Here is a 21,059-nt window from a genome sequence, read left to right as displayed (position 1 = left end):
ATGTCCGTAGCTGGACCGGTATCGAAATCATCGAATGCCTGGCGACTTTAAAGACGCCACCGTTCGCTCAGCCTGAACTGCGTCATCTCGCGGCAGCCGATTTGGAACCTCTGGTCGCCTGTAAGGCAATCGGTCACATCGAGGCGCTTCGGCTCATGGCGCTCGTTCCTGGTTGGCAACCCTGAACTAAAAGCGTCGCCCAGCAGGGTAATCAATCGTCGATGAGCTGGCTAATCGAGCCGAAGATTGGAAACCTGCACTGAAGGCGCGCGCGTCTTAGGCCACGAAGAAAGCCTGGACATGCACGCCCGCGCTTCGGCCAAAACCGGTTCGAATCAGGTCTTCGGCTACTTACTGACAAGGTTCAGCGCCTCAGCCTGCCTGCCGGCGAACAGACCAAACCTAGGCGAGCCAGCTTACGAGCCAAGACCATCTGTATGCGCCGATGAGCCGGCTGCACGGCAGCGGCATGACGTTAACCCAGAGACGAGTGAAGAGAGGGTGGGGGGAGCCTTTCGGTTGAACCGGAAGGTGAAATAATCCCTGACAGGCGCCGCGAACAGCCCGCGCGCCTGCTCGCCAGAGAGACGAACACAATGAACCATTATTCGAACGAGGCTGCCGCGATTGCGGCAGCGCTCATGGTTGCACGCTTGGCGGCTTTGCGCTTCGAACCTGACCTAGACGTGCCGATGTCGAGAGTCCTCAACTATCTCCACGCGCGCACTGCACGGCTGCTACTCGTGCCCTCCACCGTGTCAAACGGCAGCGATGCCGCCGCCGTGGGCGAGGTGATGGCGGCGTTCGGCTGCGACGCGCTGGTGGCGCGAGCAGATGGCGCCGATGCAGCGAGTGTCCGCTTCACGATCGGTTTGCATGGACATCGCTTGTTCTGGTCGGCGCCTGCCAGGCTGTGGCTCGGAGCAGGGGCACCGGCGCATTTCGTCCCCAATCACCCAGACGACACCGTCTTTGCGCTCTTCAGCGTAGGGCTGCGCGGTTGCGAGGTGCCACCGTGGAGCAGCGACGAGGATCGCGACGATGGATTCGCGCTCGGCGCCGACGCGCTTGCGGCCTTGATGGTGGAACGCTGATATGAGCCAGCTCCAGGTCTGGGCCAGCCCCAGCGAAGCGTCGGACATGATGTTCGATGTGCGCCAGCCGGGCGTGACGGGGCTCGGTTACGCTCTACTACGTCCCCGCTCCAAGGGGCAGGAGCGAAGTCTGTCGCGGCTTGCCTTCGCCAAGATGAATCCGATCGAGCCCGGACCGACCAGCCCGCATACCCGCTGTGGTATGCCGACGAGCGCCCGCGATCACCGGCTGCTACTCGCGCCGGGCGTCGCAGACCCGGTGTCGCTTGAACGTCTGTTCGCCGATTATGACGCGGCGGTGCCCGAGCACCAGCGGCTGCTCGCTGCTGTCCTGACGCTGCCATTCGTTTGCGGTGAACCGCTGCACGATCAGTTCGACAAGGTGACCACCTGGGCCATGCTGCATCTGGCGCGGGCGAGGCAACTCACCAGCCTTGCCGTGCTGCACGCGCCCGGTGATCAACTCGCCGCGGAAGCGCCGCACGCTCACATTGTCGTGTTCAGCCGTATCCATCATGCGTGCGGATGGGCTCAGCTGCATCCGGACCTTGCCGAAAGCGAGCATGGCGCTTGGGCCGAGCGATGGCTCGACTTCTGCGAGGCATGGCGTCGTAGGCCGGAGGCTTGAAGATGAGGGTTCCGAGCGCCTCCGGCAATCGGCACCACCGGCATCCGGATACCGGTGGCGAGACGGTGGATGATCTCGATGGGGCAACAAGCCCGATGGAGAAAAGACGATGATCGCGCGCAATCCACCCATGGTGTTCCGCTTCGCCGCCATGCTGCTGCTCAGTTCTGCTGTGCTCGGTCAGTGGTGGCAGCGGCAGCCGCTTGGCGCCGATGGCCATGCTTTGGTGACCGTGATGCACTCCTATTGTCCTGGCGTCGGTGGCGAAGCTGGCCCGCTCACCGTGGCGGACAGCGCCCGTTTGCTCGACCGCTGGGGCTACGCCCTTCTCGGCGATCGGACCGGATGGAACGGTAGGGATCGCTGCACGCTGCCGCGACCGCGGAAAGGGGAAGGGATCGGCAGGACAGGCAGGCGAAGCCCGGGAAGCGCGATGAAAAGCGAACGGGCCTGATCCGAACCAGTCGGTTCGGGGATCACGCCGAAAAGAAGGTCTACCGTCATGCACCGCATGCTCCATGAACCGCTGCCGTCCACGTCGAACGCGTTGCTCGACTATTTCCTCGCCGCGCTCGGCGGCGAAACCTACTACCCGCTCGGCGGCAACACCGGCTTGCCCGCCGGCGCCCTCGAGAGCCTCGACCACAACGTCGTGCTGGCCGCCACCCCGGTCAGCGTCCGCGTTTTCGATGAGGCGCTGCTGCGCTCGGCGGAGTATCGTGACACACTCCTTGTGCGTCACGGCTTCTACCCCGAGACGCTCGATCCGGTGCGGGTCGATGTCGCCCTCAGGTCGACCACCGGGCCGATCCTCTTGCCCGACCTCAGTCTCTTCCGCGACATGGACGGGCAACTCCACCTCGTGCCACAGCACCAGGACCTGTTCCTCACGGTCGGCCCCGATGGGATCTGGGTGTCGCTCATCGCACCGTTCGACCGGTGGACCGATCGTGCGGCTGGGCTTGAGCGAGCCGCAGCTGATGTGGTTCGAGCCTGTTGCAAAGCACGAGCCGGTCAATAGGTACCGAAATGCGGGCGGGGCGGCATTACTAACGCCCCGCCTCAAACTTGGATTTCGTAGTGATCTCGATGCTCAATGCGGACGACACCTACTCTGTTTGCTTGGTTTTTAAAGAGCGCCGAAGCACTTACCATAATCGGACATTATGGTAAGCACAGGGATGTGCTACGAAGGCCAAATGCAGGGTAAATCGGACCAGCGGGCAGGGCCCGCGTGAGCGAGATCGTCGTCCATCGCACCGACGGGGAGGGGCTGCCGGTCCGCGCGCGGCGTGGGCTGGTCGAGCCGGTCGATGCCCGCGTTACCCGGTTGTTGGGTCTTGCGCTGCCCGCTGATACTGGCCCCGTCAGCGAGATCGGCTTCGCCGCGCAGCTTGGCGCTATGGCAGCAGCGAGCAAGGCGGCACTGGCTTCAGATCTCGCCTGCTATCTGCGCTGGTGTGAGGACACTCGTATCGCGCCGCTGCCCGCCGAGCCCGAGAATCTGGTCCGCTACATTGCCATGCTAGAAACGCGCGGCGCCAAGCCCGCAACGGTGGCCCGGCGGGTTGCCAGTCTCGCCACCGCACACGCCCTGTCAGGGCTGCAGGAGAGGGGGCATGCGCCCACCAGCCACGTTATGGTCCGCGCCGCCCTTAAGGGCCTGCGACGGAGGCGTGGCGCTGCCCAACGCCAGGCTGCTCCGTTGCGCTTCGGGGCATCGCTAGATCCCCATACCAAAGGCTTCACGCTCACGGCGCTGCTAGGCGCCTGTGGCGGCGACCTGCAGGGGTTGCGTGATGCCGCGCTGCTGTCGCTGGGCTACGATGCGGGATTGCGCGTTAGCGAGCTCGTCGCGGTCAGCGTCGCGCATATCGATCCGCACAGCGATGGTTCGGCGCTCCTGTTCATCCCATCGTCCAAGACTGATCAGGAAGGGCAGGGGGCGTGGGGCTGGCTGTCCGCGGACACGATGCGCCGCGTTGGCGCCTGGTTAGTAGCGAGCGCCATCACCGAGGGGCCCGTCTTTCGCCGCGTCGGGGTCGATCGGCGTCGGCTGCGCGCGGCGGTTCCACCGATGGCGTACGAGGCGATCCCGGGGCACACGCGGCACTGGCAGGAGAAGCTCAAGGGCAAGAAAGCCGAACCGGCGAGGACGGTCTACACCGTCGGGACGGTTTCGCTTAGCCGGCAGGGTGTCAACGGGATCTATCGGCGCGTGGCGCTCAGCGCGTTCGATCAGGGGCTGGTCGAGATGCCGATCGCAAAAGTTGAGGAGGCGGCGCGTGCCCTGTCGAGCCACTCGATGCGGGTAGGGCTGACGCAGGATCTGTTTGCGGCCGGGGAGGACGGCGTTGGCATTGCACAGGCGCTGCGCTGGTCTTCACCGTCGACCGCGCTCCGCTATGGGCGGAAGCTTGCAGCCAGAAGCAATGTCGCAGCGCGCGTATTGTCTCGCATCAGAGCTTAAACTTGCGAAACCGACGCAGCCTATTTGGGTGTCGGGTTGGGTTTGCTATGTATGAGCACACTGTATTCGTCGTCGAGTCTCGCGATCAATCCGGTAACCGTTAATCTAGAAAACAGGTGATCGCCAATCAGATGCTGGCCAGTTATCTAAATATATTCAAATCGGGCTGAGATAAAACCGCCACGGGCAGTATTAGAGTCCTTGTCGACTATCGCATTAAAGATATCTAAACCAGCGATTTGATAGGTTCCCACTCCATGAGCCTTTCTGGAGAATCTCAGTATCAAGGAGGCAATGATACAGTGAGTGTCCTGCTTCATCTTCAGAATGTTATTCTGAAGATGATTGCCAAGGGCGCTGGGCTCATACCAACGTGTACCACGCTGTGTGTAGAAGTAGAGCGGATCCTCCCGGAGGTAATCTGTTCGGTTTTAACGGTCGATGTGGCAGGCCTGCTCCATCCGCTAGCCAGGCCGAGCCTTCCAGACACATATTCCCAAGCGCTAGAGGGCGTATCCGTTGGCCCGTTAGTAGGCTCGTGCGGCACCGCGGCGTATCTGAAAACAGATATTACCGTCGTTGATATCGAGACCGACGTCCGCTGGGAGCAGTTCAAACACCTCGCACTTCCCCACGGGCTCCGCGCCTGCTGGTCCAGTCCGATATGTGATGCAGGCGGTCACGCGATCGCGACATTTGCTTTTTACTATCGCAGCGCCCGCGGACCGACGGCCTTTGAGCGCGAGGTGGTGGCTAACTGCGTTAACCTCACGCAAATCGCTATCGAGCGACATGAGCGTGTCCTCGAGCACCAACGACGGGCTTTTACCGACGCCTTGACCGGTTGCCCCAATCGGGCCGCTTACCATGCCGCACTTTCCAAACTCGAAGGCGCTGCAGTGGGCAGTTGGGCACTGTTCGTGCTGGATCTCGATAATCTCAAGGTCGTGAATGACACGTTCGGGCATCATGCGGGTGACGAGCTTCTTCAGATCGCCAGCGACAGGATCTCAGCAGTAGTCAGCCCCGGGCGAACGTTTCGCGTCGGAGGCGACGAGTTTGCAGTCATTCTCCAGGCTCCTGAAGCGCTTTGTAACCTGGCGAAAATCGCTGATGAGGTTCTAGGCGCGCTTTCGGTTGCTGCCGACTGCGGCGGGCATAGCATCGTCCCGCGCGCTACCATCGGAGGCGCTACGTTCTCATCGGACGACGCCGGGGTGGGGAGTGTTCGTCAGAATGCCGACTTTGCCCTCTACCACGCCAAAGAGACCGGTCGTGGCGGCTTCGTACGATACTGGGCAGGGCTGCGCTCGAACATGACGCGGCGTATGGGTGCGATCAGGGACCTGAGCGCGGCTTTGCGTGAGGACCGGATCGAGGCGCATTACCAACCGATCTTCCGTCTGGACACGCGCGAGATCGTAGGCCTGGAAGCGCTTTGCCGCATGCGCATCGGCGACAATCTGGTCTCGGCTGCCTCCTTTCATGAGGCGACTGCCGACGCTCAGGTGGCGACCTCGCTCACGGCCAGGATGATGACCCTTGTCGCGGCTGACCTGCGCCGATGGCTGGATTTGGGCATTCCGTTTCAACACGTCGGTATCAACGTCTCGTCTGCGGATTTGAGTGGCGGTGCCGTCGGGCAGGTCCTCGCTGCGGCGCTCGAACGCGAGCGGGTCCCTCTCGATCACGTCATCCTCGAAGTAACCGAGACGGTGTACATGGGACGTGGCGACCAAGCGATACAGCAAGCGATCAGGGCACTACGCGCTGACGGCATACGGGTCGCGCTGGACGATTTCGGAACGGGTTTCGCATCGCTGACGCACCTCCTCACCGTTCCCGTCGATGTCATCAAGATCGACAAACTGTTCGTTGACCACCTGGAACCAGACGGTGTCAGCGTGACCATCGTCGAAGGCCTGATCCGTACCGCGAAAAAGATGGGCATCAGGATCGTCGCCGAGGGGATCGAAACCGAAGAACAGGTCGAACAGCTTCGCGCGATCGGCTGCGCCTTGGGGCAGGGGTACATCTTCTCGCCCGCGGTCAATCGCGATACGACGACCGCCCTTCTCCTTGGGCATGCGCAAGGCATTGCGCGACCGCCGATTGCGACGCGATCTGGCGTGGGCTGATTGACGATCCAGCGCTGAAAGGAATGGAGCACTCAGCGGCAGGATGTCGGATCGATGAATTACCGCAGCGGCGTGTTGCCGCGGATCGTCGGCGAATGATCACCGCGTTTATCAGGCCTTACGGAACAGACAACGGTCCCGGTAACTGCCGAGGGAACCACGTCAGGAGGGCGTCTGACAGCGCCGTAGCGACAACGGAGGGATCGCCCGTTCGTGTGCCACTAGCGCGCACCGTGGTCGCCTGCCCCGTCCACACGACGTGATTGTCGCGGCGCAGCGATACAGTCACCTTGAGACGGGTTACGATCAGACCGCGCAATTGGTCCTTCCCCGAAGGCAAAGTCAGCGACAGGCCTCCGAGGCCCGCTGACATGCCCGGCCGATCCGATCGGTCGTTGCCGGACCGGACGACACCGCGCTGTGTCTGCGATACCTCGACCTTGGCGACGTAAAGGCTGTGGTTTGCGTCGGGCAGGGGCAGGAAAGGTGTTCGAAGGAGGGTTCGCTGAACGGCGTCCGTGAAGGTTTTCGTGATAGTGGGAGACGCGGTCGGACTGACAGCAGCAACGATCGCTATCGTGCCCGGCTTCACCACGGATCCGGCGACCGGCGATTGTACTAGGAATGCGGCCGCAGCGAACAGGAGAACGTACATCTGACAGGCGCCGATCAATTATAGGAGTGAGGAGCGCCAACGGCATCGGGCCGGCAATCCGTGTTGAAAGTGGTGATGAACCGTGATCGAATGCCGATCGTGATCGCGCTCTCCGTTCGAGAGCGCTCTATTCGAGCTTCTCGGCGTGTCGATCAGCCCATTCCTTGCCCTCATCGCCTCCCCAGAGAAGCCAGGCGATATAGCCGGCAGAAGGATCGGTGTCCGATCCCCACTCATGTGTTTTGCCGTCTTTATCGACCTCGTGACGCGCGAAGTAGCTATGCATCGACTTCACATCTTCAGCGGTCACATCGTCCTGCGCTGCCAGTTGCTCGGCACGACGAACCCCGACGTCCGTACCGCCTCGTCCGAAATCGTCGCGCAACTTGAGCCCCTTCTTTGCATTGGCGGCGATTTTCGCAGTTGGTTTGAACGTATCGGGCATCATGCTCTCCCCTCGGTATGTTCAAAACGCGTTAGTTCTGAAACATATCCACGAGAGTGGATTCACTGATTGCAATGCCGCTCTTGGCCCGTGTTGCTGGGAATAGACACGCCCGATATACCGAGGGTCACTAATTAAGGTATGCTATCCATAGTTGTAGAGAGTATCTTAAAAAGTTACCACCTGATGCCCGCTATAGATCGCAGTCCTGTCACGTCAGCAATTTCCAGGACTGTGCCACTTCCCGACAAAATCCGATCGCGGCGCAACTGTGCAATCATTCTGTTCACATGAACATTGGTAAGACCTGTTGCGTCCGCAATATGGTCCTGCCTCAGCGGAAGCGGATCGGTCGGTGCTCCGATCAACCCACGGACGACCATCGTTTGGGCGAATTCGTACAGTAAAAATGCGATGCGGCCGCGAGCATTGCCTAGTCCCAAACTCCCGATCGTTTTGCGGGCAGCGGTTGATGCGTTGGTCACTAGCGCCATCAGCACGTCATGCATTGTCGGCGATGCCCCAAGCTGGTGAAACACGCCGGCGGGGATTGCTGCCATGCGGGTTGGCACCAAGATGTCGATACCTTCGATCGAGCCTATCGGTTCGGCATCGAACACATTGCAGAAGTCACCGGGCAGCAGAAATCTCGTGATCTGCCGGCGTCCGTCACTAGCGAGGACTGACAAACAGGCGAGCCCACTTACCATGACATACACACAGGGCGGGATGACGCTTAGCGTCGTTATTCGCTGGTTACGTCGATAGTCGATCGCCGTGTATCGGAGATCCCCAATCGTGTCGACGTCGTGGTCGCTGAGTTGACCATATAGTCCGAGTTTGAAGATCAGAGGACTAAGCGGTCCGCGCTTCAGCGCTGTGGATTCAAACGGTATCATTCCCGTCGTTCCTACCATTGGAATACTGCGATCAAAGCGAGAAGTTTTTTTGGATCAGGCTCATGCTGGTGCTTTGTTCCACAGCTTCGCAACGGGTGGAAATAACTAACGGGTCGGTTTGTCTCTTGAAGGCGCAGCGGTCGTTTAGCTTACAGCTTCTCGTAACTCGTTGGCCTTGCTCATGACGGACTCGATACTATCAAGTGCCTTACCCGAAAGCGTCAGCAGGTCGTCAAGATTACCATCGCCATCGCCAACGATAAAGCCTATCTCGGTAAGATGTATGAGCCAACGGGAAAGCACGGTAGGGGGTATGTTGGCCCTATCGCTGACGTCGCGTGCGGTGAGGCGATGGCCATTGGAATCAGCAACGAACAGTTCTAGGAGTAAATCCCAACCCGGCTCCGCGAACAACTCTTTCGGCAGCATCTCGGATCGTATGCGTCTAAACTTTAATATAGCGGTTGCTGTCGCAGTCGCACGGTCATCTTTTCTCACATGGCTATCCCGGTTGTGAGGTGGCTTTCTCTCCGAAAGATAATGTATAGATCAAATCACCCTGCAGGCTGGCCGTATCTTTCGAGAAATAGTACCCGTGCGGTGTCAAGGGTGGCAGCAAGAACGAAGTTTCGGTCTTTATCAGCAAACGTAATCAAGGCGTCCAAGCTTCGTGCTAACCCCTCTAACTCACTCACTCGTGCCGATTCTTGCATTTTGAACCTCCCCATCTGCTCGCTCGCGCAAAGTGGCATATTCAGCAGCCATGTCCAGGTGCAGCTTCTTCACACTGGGATCAGTCGCCAACGCCGCCATATCAAGTTCCTGCTGCGCTCTCATCGCATAAAACTCGCCGTCGGTCTTCGCCACCGTTTCCCCCTCTGGTATGACCCGTTAACTACGTACGTCACTGTGATAATACGAATATACCGTCTGTCATACTGCTTCTCTGATCGAGTTTAGCCGTGTTGCGCCCCACGCAGATCAATCCCGTACCATCTACATGCCATACTCTGCCCCTTTGGCAGTCCACGCTTCCATGGCGAACGGCTTCGTTAGAGGCACGATGCCGGGTTGTAGATGGCCATCACCCGAACTGCATTCGGCGCATATCCGGAATGATGAGCACCTTCAGGCTGGAGCACGCCTTAGGCCAAGCCAGTGTCGCGTCACGGGAATGCGGCGCAGGACCACCCATTCGACTACGAGGACGATCACGAGTGTCGTGCCGAACAGCGGCATGTAGATCCCAAGCCCGACGATCGCTGCCACCAACCCGATCCGAAAGCGCGGACGGTTCTGCGGCAATGGTGCGCCCAGCAAACCCGTCGGTCGTCTCCGCCACCACATGACTCCGCCCGAAAAGGCCAGGACGGACAGCAGCAGCGCGGTTAGCGTGCCGAGGATCTGATTGGCGATGCCGAACAGTGCGCCCTCGTGCGCCGCGATGCCGTAGCCAATGACCCGGTCGATCCAGTGGCGGTCAGCGAACGCGACACGGCCGACAAGGCGGCCTGTCGTACCATCGACCTGCGCGTCCGATCGCAGTGGGCGATCGGCTGCGTCCGATGACACCGCCCACGGCCCGCCTTCATGCGCGGGGGGAGACAGCAGCACGGGCGGTGCAATCCGCAACGGCCGGACCGTAGCGATCACGCGCCCAAGCTCACCGGGCGAGATCGGCGGGGCAGCCATGACCATGCCGTCATGCCCGGCGTGAGCCCCAAGCATCGCGTCCGCTTTCGGCTTCGGCGCCTTGCCGCCGATCGTCCAGTCGACGGGACCCTGGGTCGTGCCAGTTAGCGTGCGGACCTTCCCCAGATAGCTGCCCCAGGCATTTGCCCAAGGAAGGCCAGTGAGGATCAGCCCGAGCGCGAACATCGAAACCCAGATGCCGGCGGTCGCGTGGATATCACGCCAGAACACGCGTCGTCCGCCCCCCAGGCGAGGGTAGAGGACACCCGCGAGGCCCTTCCTGTTGCGCGGCCACCATAGATAAAGCCCGGTCAGGAGCATGACCATCGCCCAGCACGCGGCGATCTCGACGAGGTAGCTGCCCCACACCCCCGCGAGCAATTCGCCGTGAAGGCGCGATACAACGTTGAGCGGCCGGTCTTCCTCGCCAATGACCTTCAGAACCGCAAGCGAGTGCGGATCGACATAGACGCGGTGATCAACGCCATCAGCGGAGACAATCACACGCACGGCGTTTCCCGGATGTTCTGGGAGTACGTATTTATGCAGCGACGATCCTGGGACCGCAGCCAATGCCGCCCGCACCTGCGCGTCGGGTGAGACAGTCCGCCCGGCAACGGGGAGATGGTCGTAGGGCCGGTCCAACAATGCTTCCAGCTGCGGTCGCCAAAGATAGATCGTGCCCGTCAGTGACAACCAGATAATGAATGGGATGCAGAACAGCCCTGCATAGAAGTGCCATCGCCATACCGCGTTGTACCACCGCGCGCCGGGTGCCCGATGGCCGGCGGGTGGGTCCGTGTTCATCGCTGAAACGTCCATGCCCGGCATCATAATGCCTTGGTCAGACGTATACCGACAGTCCGCGGCGGGCCGACGAGATAGGAGAAGTAGCTGGTTGCGGTGGTGTTGCCGGGCGACGTCGTGAACTCCTGACCGAAGACCGGCACGGCGTCGAACAGGTTGGTGACGAACAGGTCGACCCCCAAGCCGCCACGCATCGTCACCCCGGCGGAGGCGTCGACCAGCGTGTAGGCCGGACGCGGCAGCACCTCGCCTTCGCCGAACCCGCTGTTGGATCCGCCGACGTGGCGCGCCGCGGCGAACAACGTGCCGGTCAGCCCTTCTGTGAGCGCGGTCTCGTACTCGCCGCGCACATTCCACAGCCAGCGCGGCACATCGAGCACATGCGAGCCTGCCGGCAGCAGCAGGTTGGGCACGTCGTTGCGGTAGGTCGCGTCGGTGAACGATCCGCCCGCGTGAAGATCGAGCCCCCGGACCGGTGACACGGAAACTTCAAGCTCGCCGCCACGGCTACGAACCCGGCCGGCGTTGACGGTGAAGGAGATGGTCGTCGCGTTGTTGATCCCGCACGCTGTCTGGAACGCCTGCTGATAATCCTTCCAGTCGATCGCATAGGCAGCGCCGTTGATCCGCACACGACCACTCCAGAGACTGGTCTTGGCGCCTATCTCGTAATTGTCGGTACGATCGCTGTTATAGGGCGGCGGTACATCGGGAATGCCTGCCGCGCGACGTTCCGCGGCAGAGCAGATATCATCCGTCACAGGCGCATTGACGCCCCCCGTTCGGAAGCCCTGCGAGTAGCTGGCGTAGAGCGTCGCGGCCCGGCTTGGCTCGTAGCTCAGCGTGAAGCGCGGTGTGACACCGTTCTCGCGATTGCGCTCGTCATAATCGTAGGCGAGATCGCCGCCTGCGACGTCACCGATCCCGTAACGTCGGCTCGCTTCGCGCTGGCGATAAGCAAAGACCCGGGCGCCCGCTGCGACTTTCACCTTCGCCACCACGGCATAGGTCAGCTCGCCGAACGCCGCGATCTCGCTCTCACGGAAGCGCACCGTCGTGTCCTGGATGACGGCTGGGCTGCTGGCACCAAGCGGCAGCGGCGCGGTGACGCCGAAGAGGTCGGCGACGGTGATCGTACGGCCGGAGTCCTGATGAAGGTCGCGGTAGAGCGCGCCGAACACATATTGCAGCCGCCCAGGACCATCGGACACGGCGCGCACCTCCTGCGTAAATTGTTTTGTGCGGCCGAAATCCTTGAGCGGTGTTGGGAACAGCTTGCCCCCGGGACCCGGTCCGACAATGTCCTCGACGATTGGAGAGTCGAACGCGGTGACGTCGAACGACAGCCGGTTGCGCCGGTCGAGCCAGGACGAATTGGACGAGACGGTGAACCCACCAAGCGCATCGAACCGGTTCTCGATCAGCAGCGAGCCGATGACGAACCGATCCTTGGCGTACGTGTCCGCATACCGCGCCTTGAGCCGCGCGCGCTTGCCAAAGGTCACGTCGCTATGGGGACGATCCGCGTTGCTATAGGCGTCCTGCCAGATCAGCGACGGCGTGATCGTCAGGGTCGGTGTGGCATTCCAGCGAAGCGCCGCACGAACCGTGCCGGTACGCGTCCAGTTGACGTCCTTGCGGACCGCCGACGTTCCGACGTTCTCGGTCAGGTCGCCAGTGGCGGGTCGCAGATCGTCGATCCAGCCGCCCTGCCGGACAAACCCGCCCGAGACGCGCAGCGCCAGGGTGTCGGCGACGATCGGCAGATTGAGCATCGCCTTGCCGTCCCAGCTCGTGCCGCCATCGGTGATGGTCGAAACGCTCGCCTGACCCAGTGCGGTGAGCTTGGTGGCATCCGGCTGGTTGGTCACGATGCGGACCAGGCCGCCCATCGATGACGATCCGAACAGCACGCCTTGCGGTCCGCGCAGCACTTCGACCCGAGCGACGTCGAACAGCTGCGGGTCGGGCTGCGAAAAGCCGCGAAGTGCGCGGGTCTGAAGCGGGGTCTCGTCGAGGTAGACGCCCGTGGTCGGCGACTGGACGAACCCCACCCCGCCGATCCCGCGAATGATGTACTGCGAGTTGCCGGGTCCCGTGGTCGCGAAGGCCAAGCCCGGCACGGAGTCCGCGACGCGGGAGAAATCCTGCGCGTTGAGGCGGCGCAGCAGGTCAGCGGACAGAATGGTGGCGCTTGCCGGCACGTCCTGAAGCGCCTGCGGGCGTTTCAGCGCGGTTACGGTGATGTCGCCGGTTTCAGCCGGTTTGCCCTGCGCATTGGTGACTGTTAGGTCGGACTTCGTGATGCGTGCCGCGTCATCCTGAGCGGCCGCTGGTACGGCGAGCAGGAGGCAGGGCAGGCACGCCCCTGGCAGCAAGTGAGTTCGGATCATGGATAGGCCTTTGACCGGCCCTCGCGATAGCGCGCGGGCCGTGAACGTGGTTGCTCCCGACGAAGCACGCGATCAGTTGGTCAAAGGACGGCTGGGGGACCTCGAAGCGGAGGCCGAAGATGGCTGCTGCGAGTGATCGCCGGCAGCACGGTCGGTGAAAGCCCGACTGCCATGACGAAGGCGATCAGGATGACGAATTGAATAGGATCGATCGCACCGAGCGTTGCGGCTGACAGGCCCGCAAACGCGCACGGCATTTCAGCCTTGCCATGGTCCTGCGACTTGCCGTGATCGGGCATATCGCCGTGCATCCCCGGCATTGCCATCGTCACGGCTCGAGGGGCGACACCGGAACATAGCTCGATTGTGATCCGGCCGTGCTCGCTGCCGATCATGTACCCGGCCGGCACGAGCAGCTTGAGCAACAGTGTTGCCGCGCACACGAGCACGGCAAAATAGCGTTGCGCTAGGAGGCGGCGGACAGTCAACACGGGACGCCGGTAGCGTAGCTACGCAGTGCTGTCATTGCCGCGCCGATCCTACCCAAAAAGACCTCCACAAAAATATTTTCGGACATGCGTACGATCTGATGTCACGGAAAAGGCAGTTTTTGCAGAGCTCATCCGATCCGGTGCCCCTAGTTCAAAGAAAGGCAGAGAAGCGAAACTGCGCGGCAGCCCCATTTATTGAAGCCCTTTGCAGTCTCGCTCCGCCAATCCACCGCTAATCAGTTTCGCTCGTTCCGCTACCGTCATCCGTCGATTTCCACTTTCCTTCTTCGACCTCGTCGTTTGCACCGTCTGCATCGATCGCTTTTTCGTAGGCAGCGCTTTCGTCCGCAATACCGGCATCGAGGCTTTCGTCGGCGGTTTTCTTGAAGTCTTCCGATTCTGGGTCGGACGGTTTGTGGTCGCTCATGACTTACTCCTCGCAGCGGTTCAGTTTTGATAAACTCGTTATTCGGCGCTCTCATCGGTATCCATGTCGTCGCGGCCTGCCTTCGCGAGATCCTCAACCTTGTGGTCGCCGCTAGTTTCACCGGTCTGGTCACCGGTCGTCGTTCCAGTAGGATTTTGCTTCTTGATGTCTTCGGCGGGGCTTGCGCCTTCGTCAGAGTTCGGTTCGCTGTCGCTCATGATCCGCTCCTTTGCTGGAACAAGAACAACGCATGATGGGGGTAGGCAGGGTCCGAGCCATCGTCCTATCCCACATCAACTTGGCGTGCGAGAAAGGTAGTTCTCGACATACACGGACGGGCGATCAATTCGTGAATGTCCCGAGAGTTGTCACAGCTTAGGGCGATATCCCGAACGCACTTTTCGCAATGTGCGTAATCCGGCATGCGAGATCTGCTTCGCCGGACGCAACGATGAAGTGATCGCCATGCTCAACGATGCCGGTGGAGAACACCACGTCGCGCAAATACATCTGGTGTTCGATCGGCCGCGTCAGTTCGACGTCTGGCTCCAGGATCGCGGCCTCTTCCGTAGCGACGACCCGGGAAGGGTCGTCGCGGTCCATGATCGACCAATATGTACGGTAAATGCCGACGATCTCCTTTGGTTCGACGGCGTGCCACAGGCTCAACCAGCCGCGGCTGGTCAGGATTGGCGGCGTGCCGGCGCCGATCCGCGCGGTTGCCACGGTGTCGGCGCGGGTCCGAATGCCGGGCTGACGATGCGGTTTCCAGTGCAGTCCGTCGGGTGAGGACGCGAGGTTGATCGAAGGTCCCGCGCGCCACTCACTGCCCGGCGGATACGCAAAGTACAGGTCGCCGAGCGGCCGGGTCTGTGCCCAATATTGCCCGTCGATCAGGCCCTCGAACAGCAACATGTCCTTGTTCTGGTGATCAAGAATGATGTCAGCAAACGTCCAGTCCAGCCCGTTGTCCGAGGTGTAAAGCGTCGTTGAGTGACGTTCGGGGCTGACCGAACACGTGGTCATCATGTACCGACCGTCGATATGGCTGATCCGTGGATCTTCGATGCCGTAGCATTGGAAGCTGTAAGCGGGAATGATCGCCTTGTCGTAGTGGATTGCGACCCGCTGCGTGCCATCGGGCGTCAGTTCGACCGGCAGAAGCCAGGACAGAGACGTCAGCGCCATGACCTTCCAGCCCCCGCTACGCAACGTGAACTTGCGAGGATCGGCTGTGTCGGCTTGGTCGACGGGCCATGCGTCGAGCACGAAACGTCCGGTACCGTCATCATCGGTCCAACGGATCGAACGGACATGGCCGTCGCGGATTGGCGTCCGCAGTGCTTCTGCAATGCGGACCATCAACAGCAGGTTGCCGTTCGGCAGTCGCGTCATCCCCGGGTTGAACGCGCCTAGGATGTAGGTTTCCTCACCAAGCTGACCCGCTAGAGGCGAACGGGCAGTATCAACGTCATCGGGTACGAGGACCAGCGTATCAACCGGATGCTTCACGCAGTTTTCTCCTGAGGCGTATCCCATCGGACAGTCACGCTTCCTGAAGCAGGCACGTGAAAATCGACACGGTCAGGGGCGGTTTTGCGAGCGCGGACGCGGTCCCCCGTCGCGGTTTCAACAACGAAGTTGGGGAGCTTGCGCCGGCCCGTGCGCACAAGGCTGATGCTGGCAAGGCAGCCGTCCCCCCCGCCCAAACGGAAGCTGATTGATGCGGCACTGTTGCGCTCCATCGTCATCACGAAATGGTCGCAGAACAATCTGAACGGCGCGTCCGCGATGTGGTGAAAGGTACGGCTGGCAAACACCATTGCGGCGCCAGCGCCATAGATTTCTTGCCCTACCTGACCGGCCGGTTGCCCGTCATGGTACAGATCCTCGAGTGGGAAGGAGAGCTTGCGATCGATATGGCCGTTGCGCTGCTCGCCGGCGAGAAGGTCTTTTGGAAGCGCATCTGGGTAATAGAACCACGCGCGGTACAGCGCATATTTGCAATATTCGCTGATCAGCATGCGCGCCGCAGGATCGAGGTCAGGACCACTGTCTTTCAGATAGCGTTCGAACGCAGCAAAGCTGTCGAAGCATTCGTAGATCGCCATGTACGGGCCATCGTGCAGGCAGGTGACACCGAGAAAATTGCTGTAATGCGCAGCGCCCTTGATCCGCGACTCCCAGATGGCCGCGTTATGGAAGAACGAGGCCAGATACACGTAGCTCTGGTCCAGGTAATAGCGTTCGTTCGTCACGCGCCAGAGCCGCATGCAAGCGGCCGCACCCCAGGCAGTCAGGTTCGCCTGGTAGTTGAGTTCGAAGCGCATGCCACGGGCCGCGTCGATCGCCTTGCGGGCCTCATCGAGGTACCGTTTGTCGTCCGTCAGGTGGAACGCCTGCAGCATGACATAGGCGTAGAGCCCGCCGACATCGGTCTGTCCCAGGCCATCGTCATTGCGCGCCTCGACGATCACTGAAAAGTCGGTGACCTTGAACTGGATCGGCCAGGCGTAGTCGAAGTGATGCGCGGCCTTGATCGCAAACTCCAGCGATGACGTGAACAGGCGTTTCGCCTTGGCATCGCCATCGGTCGCAAGATGGCCGAGGTTTAGCAGCGGGTGGTAGAGGTACCAGCTATCGACTGCGTTCTTGTCCTTGTCCTTGCCGACGTTGGGCAGATACCGCCGCATTGTCTTCAGCTTCGTGTCGTGAAATTTGCCGAGCCCTGCACGGATTTCGTCGGCCAGAGCCACGTGTTCGCCTTTCCAGTCGGCAAAATTAGAGATCGCCGACAGCAGCGACATCTGAACCATGATGTCCGGATATTCGGTGGCGGTATACGGATGGAAATAGCGATGGCCGTAATGGCTGATCGTCGCTTCGGGCGCGGTGTCGAGGTCGCGGATCGTCGTTTCGGAACGGGCGACCCAGTCGCGAAATTCGGTCTTGGGCAGATCCAAGAGACGATAGGCCGCCCCCTGCATCTGCACGAAGCGCAGGGCCGAATCCTGTTCGTTGGACCTAGCGTCGTCATGGAAGACAACGATCGCATCGGACACAGTCACTTCCTGCCCGGCAGGCAGTGGATCGATCGCAGGCGTACCCGTCTGGGCGGGGGTAGGGGGTAGATAGCCCAGTTCCGGCCAGACCCCACCGACGGCTGTGTCCGGGGTGGTCTTCGTAGCGACGAAATAGTCGTTCATCGCGGTCAGATTCTGGAAATACAGCACGCTGCCGAACGCGGGCTCCTCGAGATGAAAGAACGCCAGGCCCGAGTTCAAGCCGCGCTGCGCCGCCTCAACCTTACCGCGGGCCTCGAGCGGATCGTCGTCGGGGCCGAGGGGATAGACGTCGCGCGGTTGGAAGGCGATCAGGAGGCGCGCTGCGGGGATCAACTTCGCCGTGAAGCGCAGCGTCGGAAGCGTATCTTCGTGTGCGGTAACCGTCAGCGAATGGCGGCCTTGCGCGCTGTCCATCGCGATCGTCAGGCTGGTCCTTGCCTGGTCGACGTGCGTCCTGATCCCGACCGCGCCACCGGGCGTGTGTGCTGTCCGGAACGCGATGCCGCCCAGGCCATCGCGTCGTACGATGACCCAAATGGCATCGCGCCCCTCCATGACGCGCACGTCACGCCCCGCCAAGGCAAGCGAGCCCAACTCCCGCATCGATTTCGCTTCGAGTTCGGCCTTTAGGGTCAGCACGGATGCACTGACCCCCGGTATCTCTGCAGCACGCGTCTTGACGTCCATCGGATTGCCCCTCGAATTGATCAGTGGCTGGCCGTCTCAACGGCCGCACGCAGCATGTCAGCGACCTCGGGATCGTTGGCCGGATGGTCGACGCCATGGACGGCCTTTGCCGCCGTAATAAAACCGGACTGAAGGGCGTAGTTCGAATGCGTAGCCATGGATTTGCTCCCGACGGTACGAAGACTGCAATAACGTGAGGCCGTTGGAAATGGTTCAGGACAAGCCAGCCATCGCCTCGAACTCGATCAGGTCATGCGCGCAGAAGATGCGGACGGCATCGGCGTGGTCGGTCGACAGCGCGCGTACGCGGCGTTGGTTTGCCATCCGCGCGTCGGCATCGACCTGCATGAGTCGTTGATAGCCGCGCAGCCCTGGAGGGCAGGTGCGGCGCGCGCCATTCATCTCGCCGTGGTGGAAATAGGCGTCGCCTGCGTAGAACAACCAGCGACCGTCGTCCTCCTGGACGGCGATGCCGGCATGCCCCCAGGTATGGCCGGCGAGTGGTATCAGCAGGATTTCGGGCGGCAAACCGTCCAGGTCACGGACGGCGTCGAACCCGAACCAGCGCTCCCCTCCACCGAATGGATAGAGCGACCAGTTGGCGGCCTCGTCCCATTGCTGCGGGCGATAGCGTTTGCGAGAGACGAACGCACCGCCGCGGCGCTGGTCGGCAACTTCCTTCTCACGCGCCGTGACATGAATGCGCGCGTTCGGGAAATCCTCGATCCCGCCAGCATGATCGAAGTCGAGATGCGTCACGACGATGTGGCGGACGTCGGCTGGCGCGAAGCCTAGGCGTCGTATCTGTGCGACTGCGGTCTCTTCCGTTCGGAGTTGCGGCCGGTTGAGCGCCAGGAAAAAGTCCGACAGCCGCTCGCGCGGTCGCGTCACGTCCTGGTTGCCATAGCCGGTATCCACTAAAACGAGACCGTCATTCGTCTCGATCAGCAGGCAGTGGCAAACGAGATGTCCCGAGATGCCGCGACTGTAGCCGTCAAACAGGCGTCCACCGACCGGGCAACACGTGCCGCAATTTAAATGATGTATCCTCACTGGCCTCAACCTTTCGCACGGATAGGAAGACATGGTCACGCTGCAGACAAGGGCGAATTGCGTATAGCAGGTGTACGAGGTGCAACCCCTTGATAGATGGCAGCCTGCAAACGCAGAGATAAGGAACGCTCAGTATCAACAGATGTCGCTTCATATTGATGTGGATTAGTAACATTTTGACGATGTAAGCGGTGCGATGTGAGCCATTAGTGAGGCGGGACGTATTAACTGATATCAAGTTTAGGATTATTTTGGATCGAACCGATATGGAGCGCGTTGCGGGGTGGTCGTCCCTCGACGATATTCATCACATCGGAGCGAACCATGTATTATCATGACAAGAGACTACAGTACCCGGTCCAGGTGACGAAACCCGATCCTGCCTTTGCTCGAATGTTGCAGCAGGCGATTGGCGGCGTCGAAGGCGAGATACGCGTCTGCATGCAGTATTTCTTCCAGGCCTGGGGCAACCGAGCGCCGACAACGAAATATCGTGACATGCTGCTGCACACCGCGACCGAGGAGATCGGCCACATCGAAATGCTGGCGACCGCAGTCGCGCTGAATCTCGATAAGGCGCCGACGCACCTCCAAGAGGAGGGCGTCAAGGACAGCATCGTCGGCGCTGTGATGGGCGGTGAAAATCCCCGTCAGAGCATCGAGGGCATCATCCACAAGAACCTGTTGTCGGGCGGCATGGCAGCGATGCCGATGGATTCCGATGGCGTGCCGTTCAACATGAGCCACATATACGCGAGCGGGAACGTCGCGGCCGATATGTACTGCAACGTTGCGGCAGAAAGCACGGGTCGCGTTCTCGCGGTACGGCTCTTCAACGCGACCCATGACGAGGGCATGAAGAAGATGCTCCATTACATGATCGCGCGCGACACCATGCACCAGCAACAGTGGCTCGCGGTTATCGAGGAACTGGGGGCAGAAGCCATGAACCTGCCGATCCCCAACAGCTTCCCGCAGGACATGGAAGATCAGCAGAACAACTACAACTTCTACGCGACGTCGGTCGACGGGACATTCCCGGAAGGCCGCTGGACGTCGGGTCCTTCAATGGACGGCAAGGGCGAGTTCACCGTGTTCCGCAACGAACCGCTCGGTGAAGAACCGGTGATGGGGCCGGCCCGCCCCGACAGCGGCGCCCAGAACCAGCAGATCGGTTGATTACGACTTTGCGGGGCGTGCACCGCACGCCTCGCATCGGTAGCGTCCCATCTAGCAGCATCGGAGAAGCGACTTGGCACTTGAAAGCATCGTGAATGCCGCGAAATCCGCCGTTCTTGGCGTCGTCTCACTGCAATCGAGTGACCCGATATCAGACCGCAGCGCCGTTCTGCAGGATCTGCACCTAGCCGAGAAGGCATGGGCGACAGACGGTGTTCGCTCAGGCACATGGTTTGTCCGTGACGGCGAGCATGTAGCGTTTACGCCTACGACGCGGAACGGGGCCACGTTGACCATCGGCGGTCAGACGACGAACTTCATCCCCGCAGATCGCTTCGCCGATTACCTTGTGAACATGCGATCGGCCATCGAAGCGGGCGAATTCGATCGCGAGATCGCAGGAGCACTGCACGGTTCGGCAAATGTCGGAGGAACTGCCGAAGTCGCCATTCCCGCCGCAAGAGAAGGTAGTCCGGATGACGTGCGCCAAGCACAGCAGGATGCCGCTCTCGCCCGCGAGGGTCGCAACCCTGACGGATCGCTGGCTACCGTCGTCAGAGACGGTTCGTAAAAGCTACTGTGAACTGGCCTTATCTAATGAAAATCCCACAAGAAACTATCAGGAGAGAACCAATGAATATCAAACACATCGGTATGCTGCTCGCAGCGACGGTAGGCACGGCATCGTTCGCACAGACGCCGCCACCACCACCGCCGCCCGAGGCGAAGACAGCTGCGATGCCCTATGTCATGGCTGCCGGTATGAGCGATCTGTACGAGATCAACTCGAGCCAGGTTGCGCTGCAGAAGTCGCAGACGCCCGCAATCCGCAAGTTTGCGACCATGCTGATCAAGCACCATCAAAAGACAACAGCCGCGACCGTTAAGGCGGCGACCAAGGCAGGTTTGACGCCAACGCCGCCTGTGCTTGATGCC

23 protein-coding genes are annotated in these 21,059 nt (G+C 61.0%); 10 read left to right on the top strand and 13 right to left on the bottom strand.

All coding sequences use genetic code 11. The features are described from left to right. From NLI89_RS20430 to NLI89_RS20400, 7 genes are all read left to right on the top strand, one after another. Positions 1–185 (top strand): hypothetical protein (locus tag NLI89_RS20430; RefSeq protein WP_254688635.1); only part of this gene is annotated, 185 nt, incomplete at its 5' end. A 411-nt stretch (positions 186–596) separates the two neighbouring features. Beyond that, entirely contained in the window at positions 597–1,094 is a 498-nt protein-coding gene (locus tag NLI89_RS20425; protein WP_254688634.1) for a hypothetical protein, read from the top strand. 1 nt (position 1,095) lies between these two features. Next, positions 1,096–1,722, top strand: coding sequence for a hypothetical protein (locus tag NLI89_RS20420; protein WP_253070034.1), 627 nt, complete (start codon positions 1,096–1,098; stop codon positions 1,720–1,722). A 109-nt stretch (positions 1,723–1,831) separates the two neighbouring features. Further along, positions 1,832–2,176, top strand: coding sequence for a hypothetical protein (locus NLI89_RS20415; RefSeq protein ID WP_253070035.1), 345 nt, complete (start codon positions 1,832–1,834; stop codon positions 2,174–2,176). 48 nt (positions 2,177–2,224) lie between these two features. Then, on the top strand, positions 2,225–2,743 hold the full coding sequence (locus NLI89_RS20410; RefSeq protein WP_056483887.1) for a hypothetical protein: 519 nt from the start codon (positions 2,225–2,227) through the stop codon (positions 2,741–2,743). 213 nt (positions 2,744–2,956) lie between these two features. Then, the gene (locus tag NLI89_RS20405) at positions 2,957–4,192 is read left to right on the top strand and encodes an integrase (protein WP_254688633.1); all 1,236 of its coding nucleotides are present in this window, start codon (positions 2,957–2,959) and stop codon (positions 4,190–4,192) included. Positions 4,193–4,494: 302 nt separating this feature from the next. After that, positions 4,495–6,330 (top strand): putative bifunctional diguanylate cyclase/phosphodiesterase, encoded by a 1,836-nt coding sequence (locus tag NLI89_RS20400; RefSeq protein ID WP_368077312.1) that lies wholly within the window; start codon positions 4,495–4,497, stop codon positions 6,328–6,330. 782 nt (positions 6,331–7,112) lie between these two features. Here NLI89_RS20400 and NLI89_RS20395 read toward each other — a convergent pair. The 13 genes from NLI89_RS20395 to NLI89_RS20335 form a co-directional block, all read right to left on the bottom strand. After that, the gene (locus NLI89_RS20395) at positions 7,113–7,433 is read right to left on the bottom strand and encodes a hypothetical protein (protein WP_254688632.1); all 321 of its coding nucleotides are present in this window, start codon (positions 7,431–7,433) and stop codon (positions 7,113–7,115) included. A 173-nt stretch (positions 7,434–7,606) separates the two neighbouring features. Continuing rightward, on the bottom strand, positions 7,607–8,329 hold the full coding sequence (locus tag NLI89_RS20390) for a Crp/Fnr family transcriptional regulator (RefSeq protein ID WP_254688631.1): 723 nt from the start codon (positions 8,327–8,329) through the stop codon (positions 7,607–7,609). A gap of 144 nt (positions 8,330–8,473) precedes the next feature. Continuing rightward, positions 8,474–8,758 carry a hypothetical protein gene (locus tag NLI89_RS20385; protein ID WP_254688630.1) on the bottom strand — a complete coding sequence of 95 codons (285 nt, stop codon included), beginning with the start codon at positions 8,756–8,758 and terminating at the stop codon, positions 8,474–8,476. A gap of 258 nt (positions 8,759–9,016) precedes the next feature. Further along, on the bottom strand, positions 9,017–9,196 hold the full coding sequence (locus NLI89_RS20380; protein ID WP_254688629.1) for a hypothetical protein: 180 nt from the start codon (positions 9,194–9,196) through the stop codon (positions 9,017–9,019). A 261-nt stretch (positions 9,197–9,457) separates the two neighbouring features. Next, positions 9,458–10,828: a PepSY-associated TM helix domain-containing protein gene (locus NLI89_RS20375; RefSeq protein WP_254688628.1), complete on the bottom strand. Its 1,371-nt coding sequence runs from the start codon at positions 10,826–10,828 to the stop codon at positions 9,458–9,460. A 23-nt stretch (positions 10,829–10,851) separates the two neighbouring features. Then, positions 10,852–13,221, bottom strand: a complete 2,370-nt coding sequence (locus tag NLI89_RS20370) for a TonB-dependent receptor (protein WP_254688627.1) — start codon at positions 13,219–13,221, stop codon at positions 10,852–10,854. Between the two features lie 80 nt (positions 13,222–13,301). Further along, positions 13,302–13,664 carry a DUF2946 family protein gene (locus tag NLI89_RS20365; protein ID WP_368077313.1) on the bottom strand — a complete coding sequence of 121 codons (363 nt, stop codon included), beginning with the start codon at positions 13,662–13,664 and terminating at the stop codon, positions 13,302–13,304. Between the two features lie 280 nt (positions 13,665–13,944). Then, positions 13,945–14,139 carry a hypothetical protein gene (locus tag NLI89_RS20360; protein WP_254688625.1) on the bottom strand — a complete coding sequence of 65 codons (195 nt, stop codon included), beginning with the start codon at positions 14,137–14,139 and terminating at the stop codon, positions 13,945–13,947. A 38-nt stretch (positions 14,140–14,177) separates the two neighbouring features. Then, positions 14,178–14,357, bottom strand: coding sequence for a hypothetical protein (locus NLI89_RS20355; RefSeq protein WP_254688624.1), 180 nt, complete (start codon positions 14,355–14,357; stop codon positions 14,178–14,180). 157 nt (positions 14,358–14,514) lie between these two features. Beyond that, a complete protein-coding gene (locus NLI89_RS20350) occupies positions 14,515–15,651 on the bottom strand; it encodes a glycosidase (RefSeq protein ID WP_254688623.1) in 1,137 nt (378 codons plus the stop codon). Continuing rightward, entirely contained in the window at positions 15,648–17,891 is a 2,244-nt protein-coding gene (locus NLI89_RS20345) for a hypothetical protein (RefSeq protein ID WP_254688622.1), read from the bottom strand. Before NLI89_RS20345 ends, NLI89_RS20350 begins: the two co-directional genes overlap by 4 nt. 20 nt (positions 17,892–17,911) lie before the next feature. Then, positions 17,912–18,049, bottom strand: a complete 138-nt coding sequence (locus tag NLI89_RS20340; RefSeq protein ID WP_254688621.1) for a hypothetical protein — start codon at positions 18,047–18,049, stop codon at positions 17,912–17,914. A gap of 55 nt (positions 18,050–18,104) precedes the next feature. After that, on the bottom strand, positions 18,105–18,977 hold the full coding sequence (locus NLI89_RS20335) for an MBL fold metallo-hydrolase (RefSeq protein WP_302675896.1): 873 nt from the start codon (positions 18,975–18,977) through the stop codon (positions 18,105–18,107). Positions 18,978–19,268: 291 nt separating this feature from the next. Between NLI89_RS20335 and NLI89_RS20330 the strand changes: the two genes are divergently transcribed. From NLI89_RS20330 to NLI89_RS20320, 3 genes are all read left to right on the top strand, one after another. Then, a complete protein-coding gene (locus tag NLI89_RS20330; protein WP_166748367.1) occupies positions 19,269–20,123 on the top strand; it encodes a manganese catalase family protein in 855 nt (284 codons plus the stop codon). Between the two features lie 73 nt (positions 20,124–20,196). After that, a complete protein-coding gene (locus tag NLI89_RS20325) occupies positions 20,197–20,694 on the top strand; it encodes a hypothetical protein (protein ID WP_254688619.1) in 498 nt (165 codons plus the stop codon). A gap of 62 nt (positions 20,695–20,756) precedes the next feature. Then, positions 20,757–21,059: DUF4142 domain-containing protein (locus tag NLI89_RS20320; RefSeq protein WP_254688618.1), on the top strand; the 303-nt coding region annotated here is incomplete at its 3' end.

This window comes from Sphingomonas faeni (genome assembly GCF_024273235.1).
Taxonomy (GTDB): Bacteria; Pseudomonadota; Alphaproteobacteria; order Sphingomonadales; family Sphingomonadaceae; genus Sphingomonas; species Sphingomonas faeni_A.
Note: the sequence above shows the minus strand (reverse complement) of the source record. Positions and strands in the feature narration are given on the sequence as shown.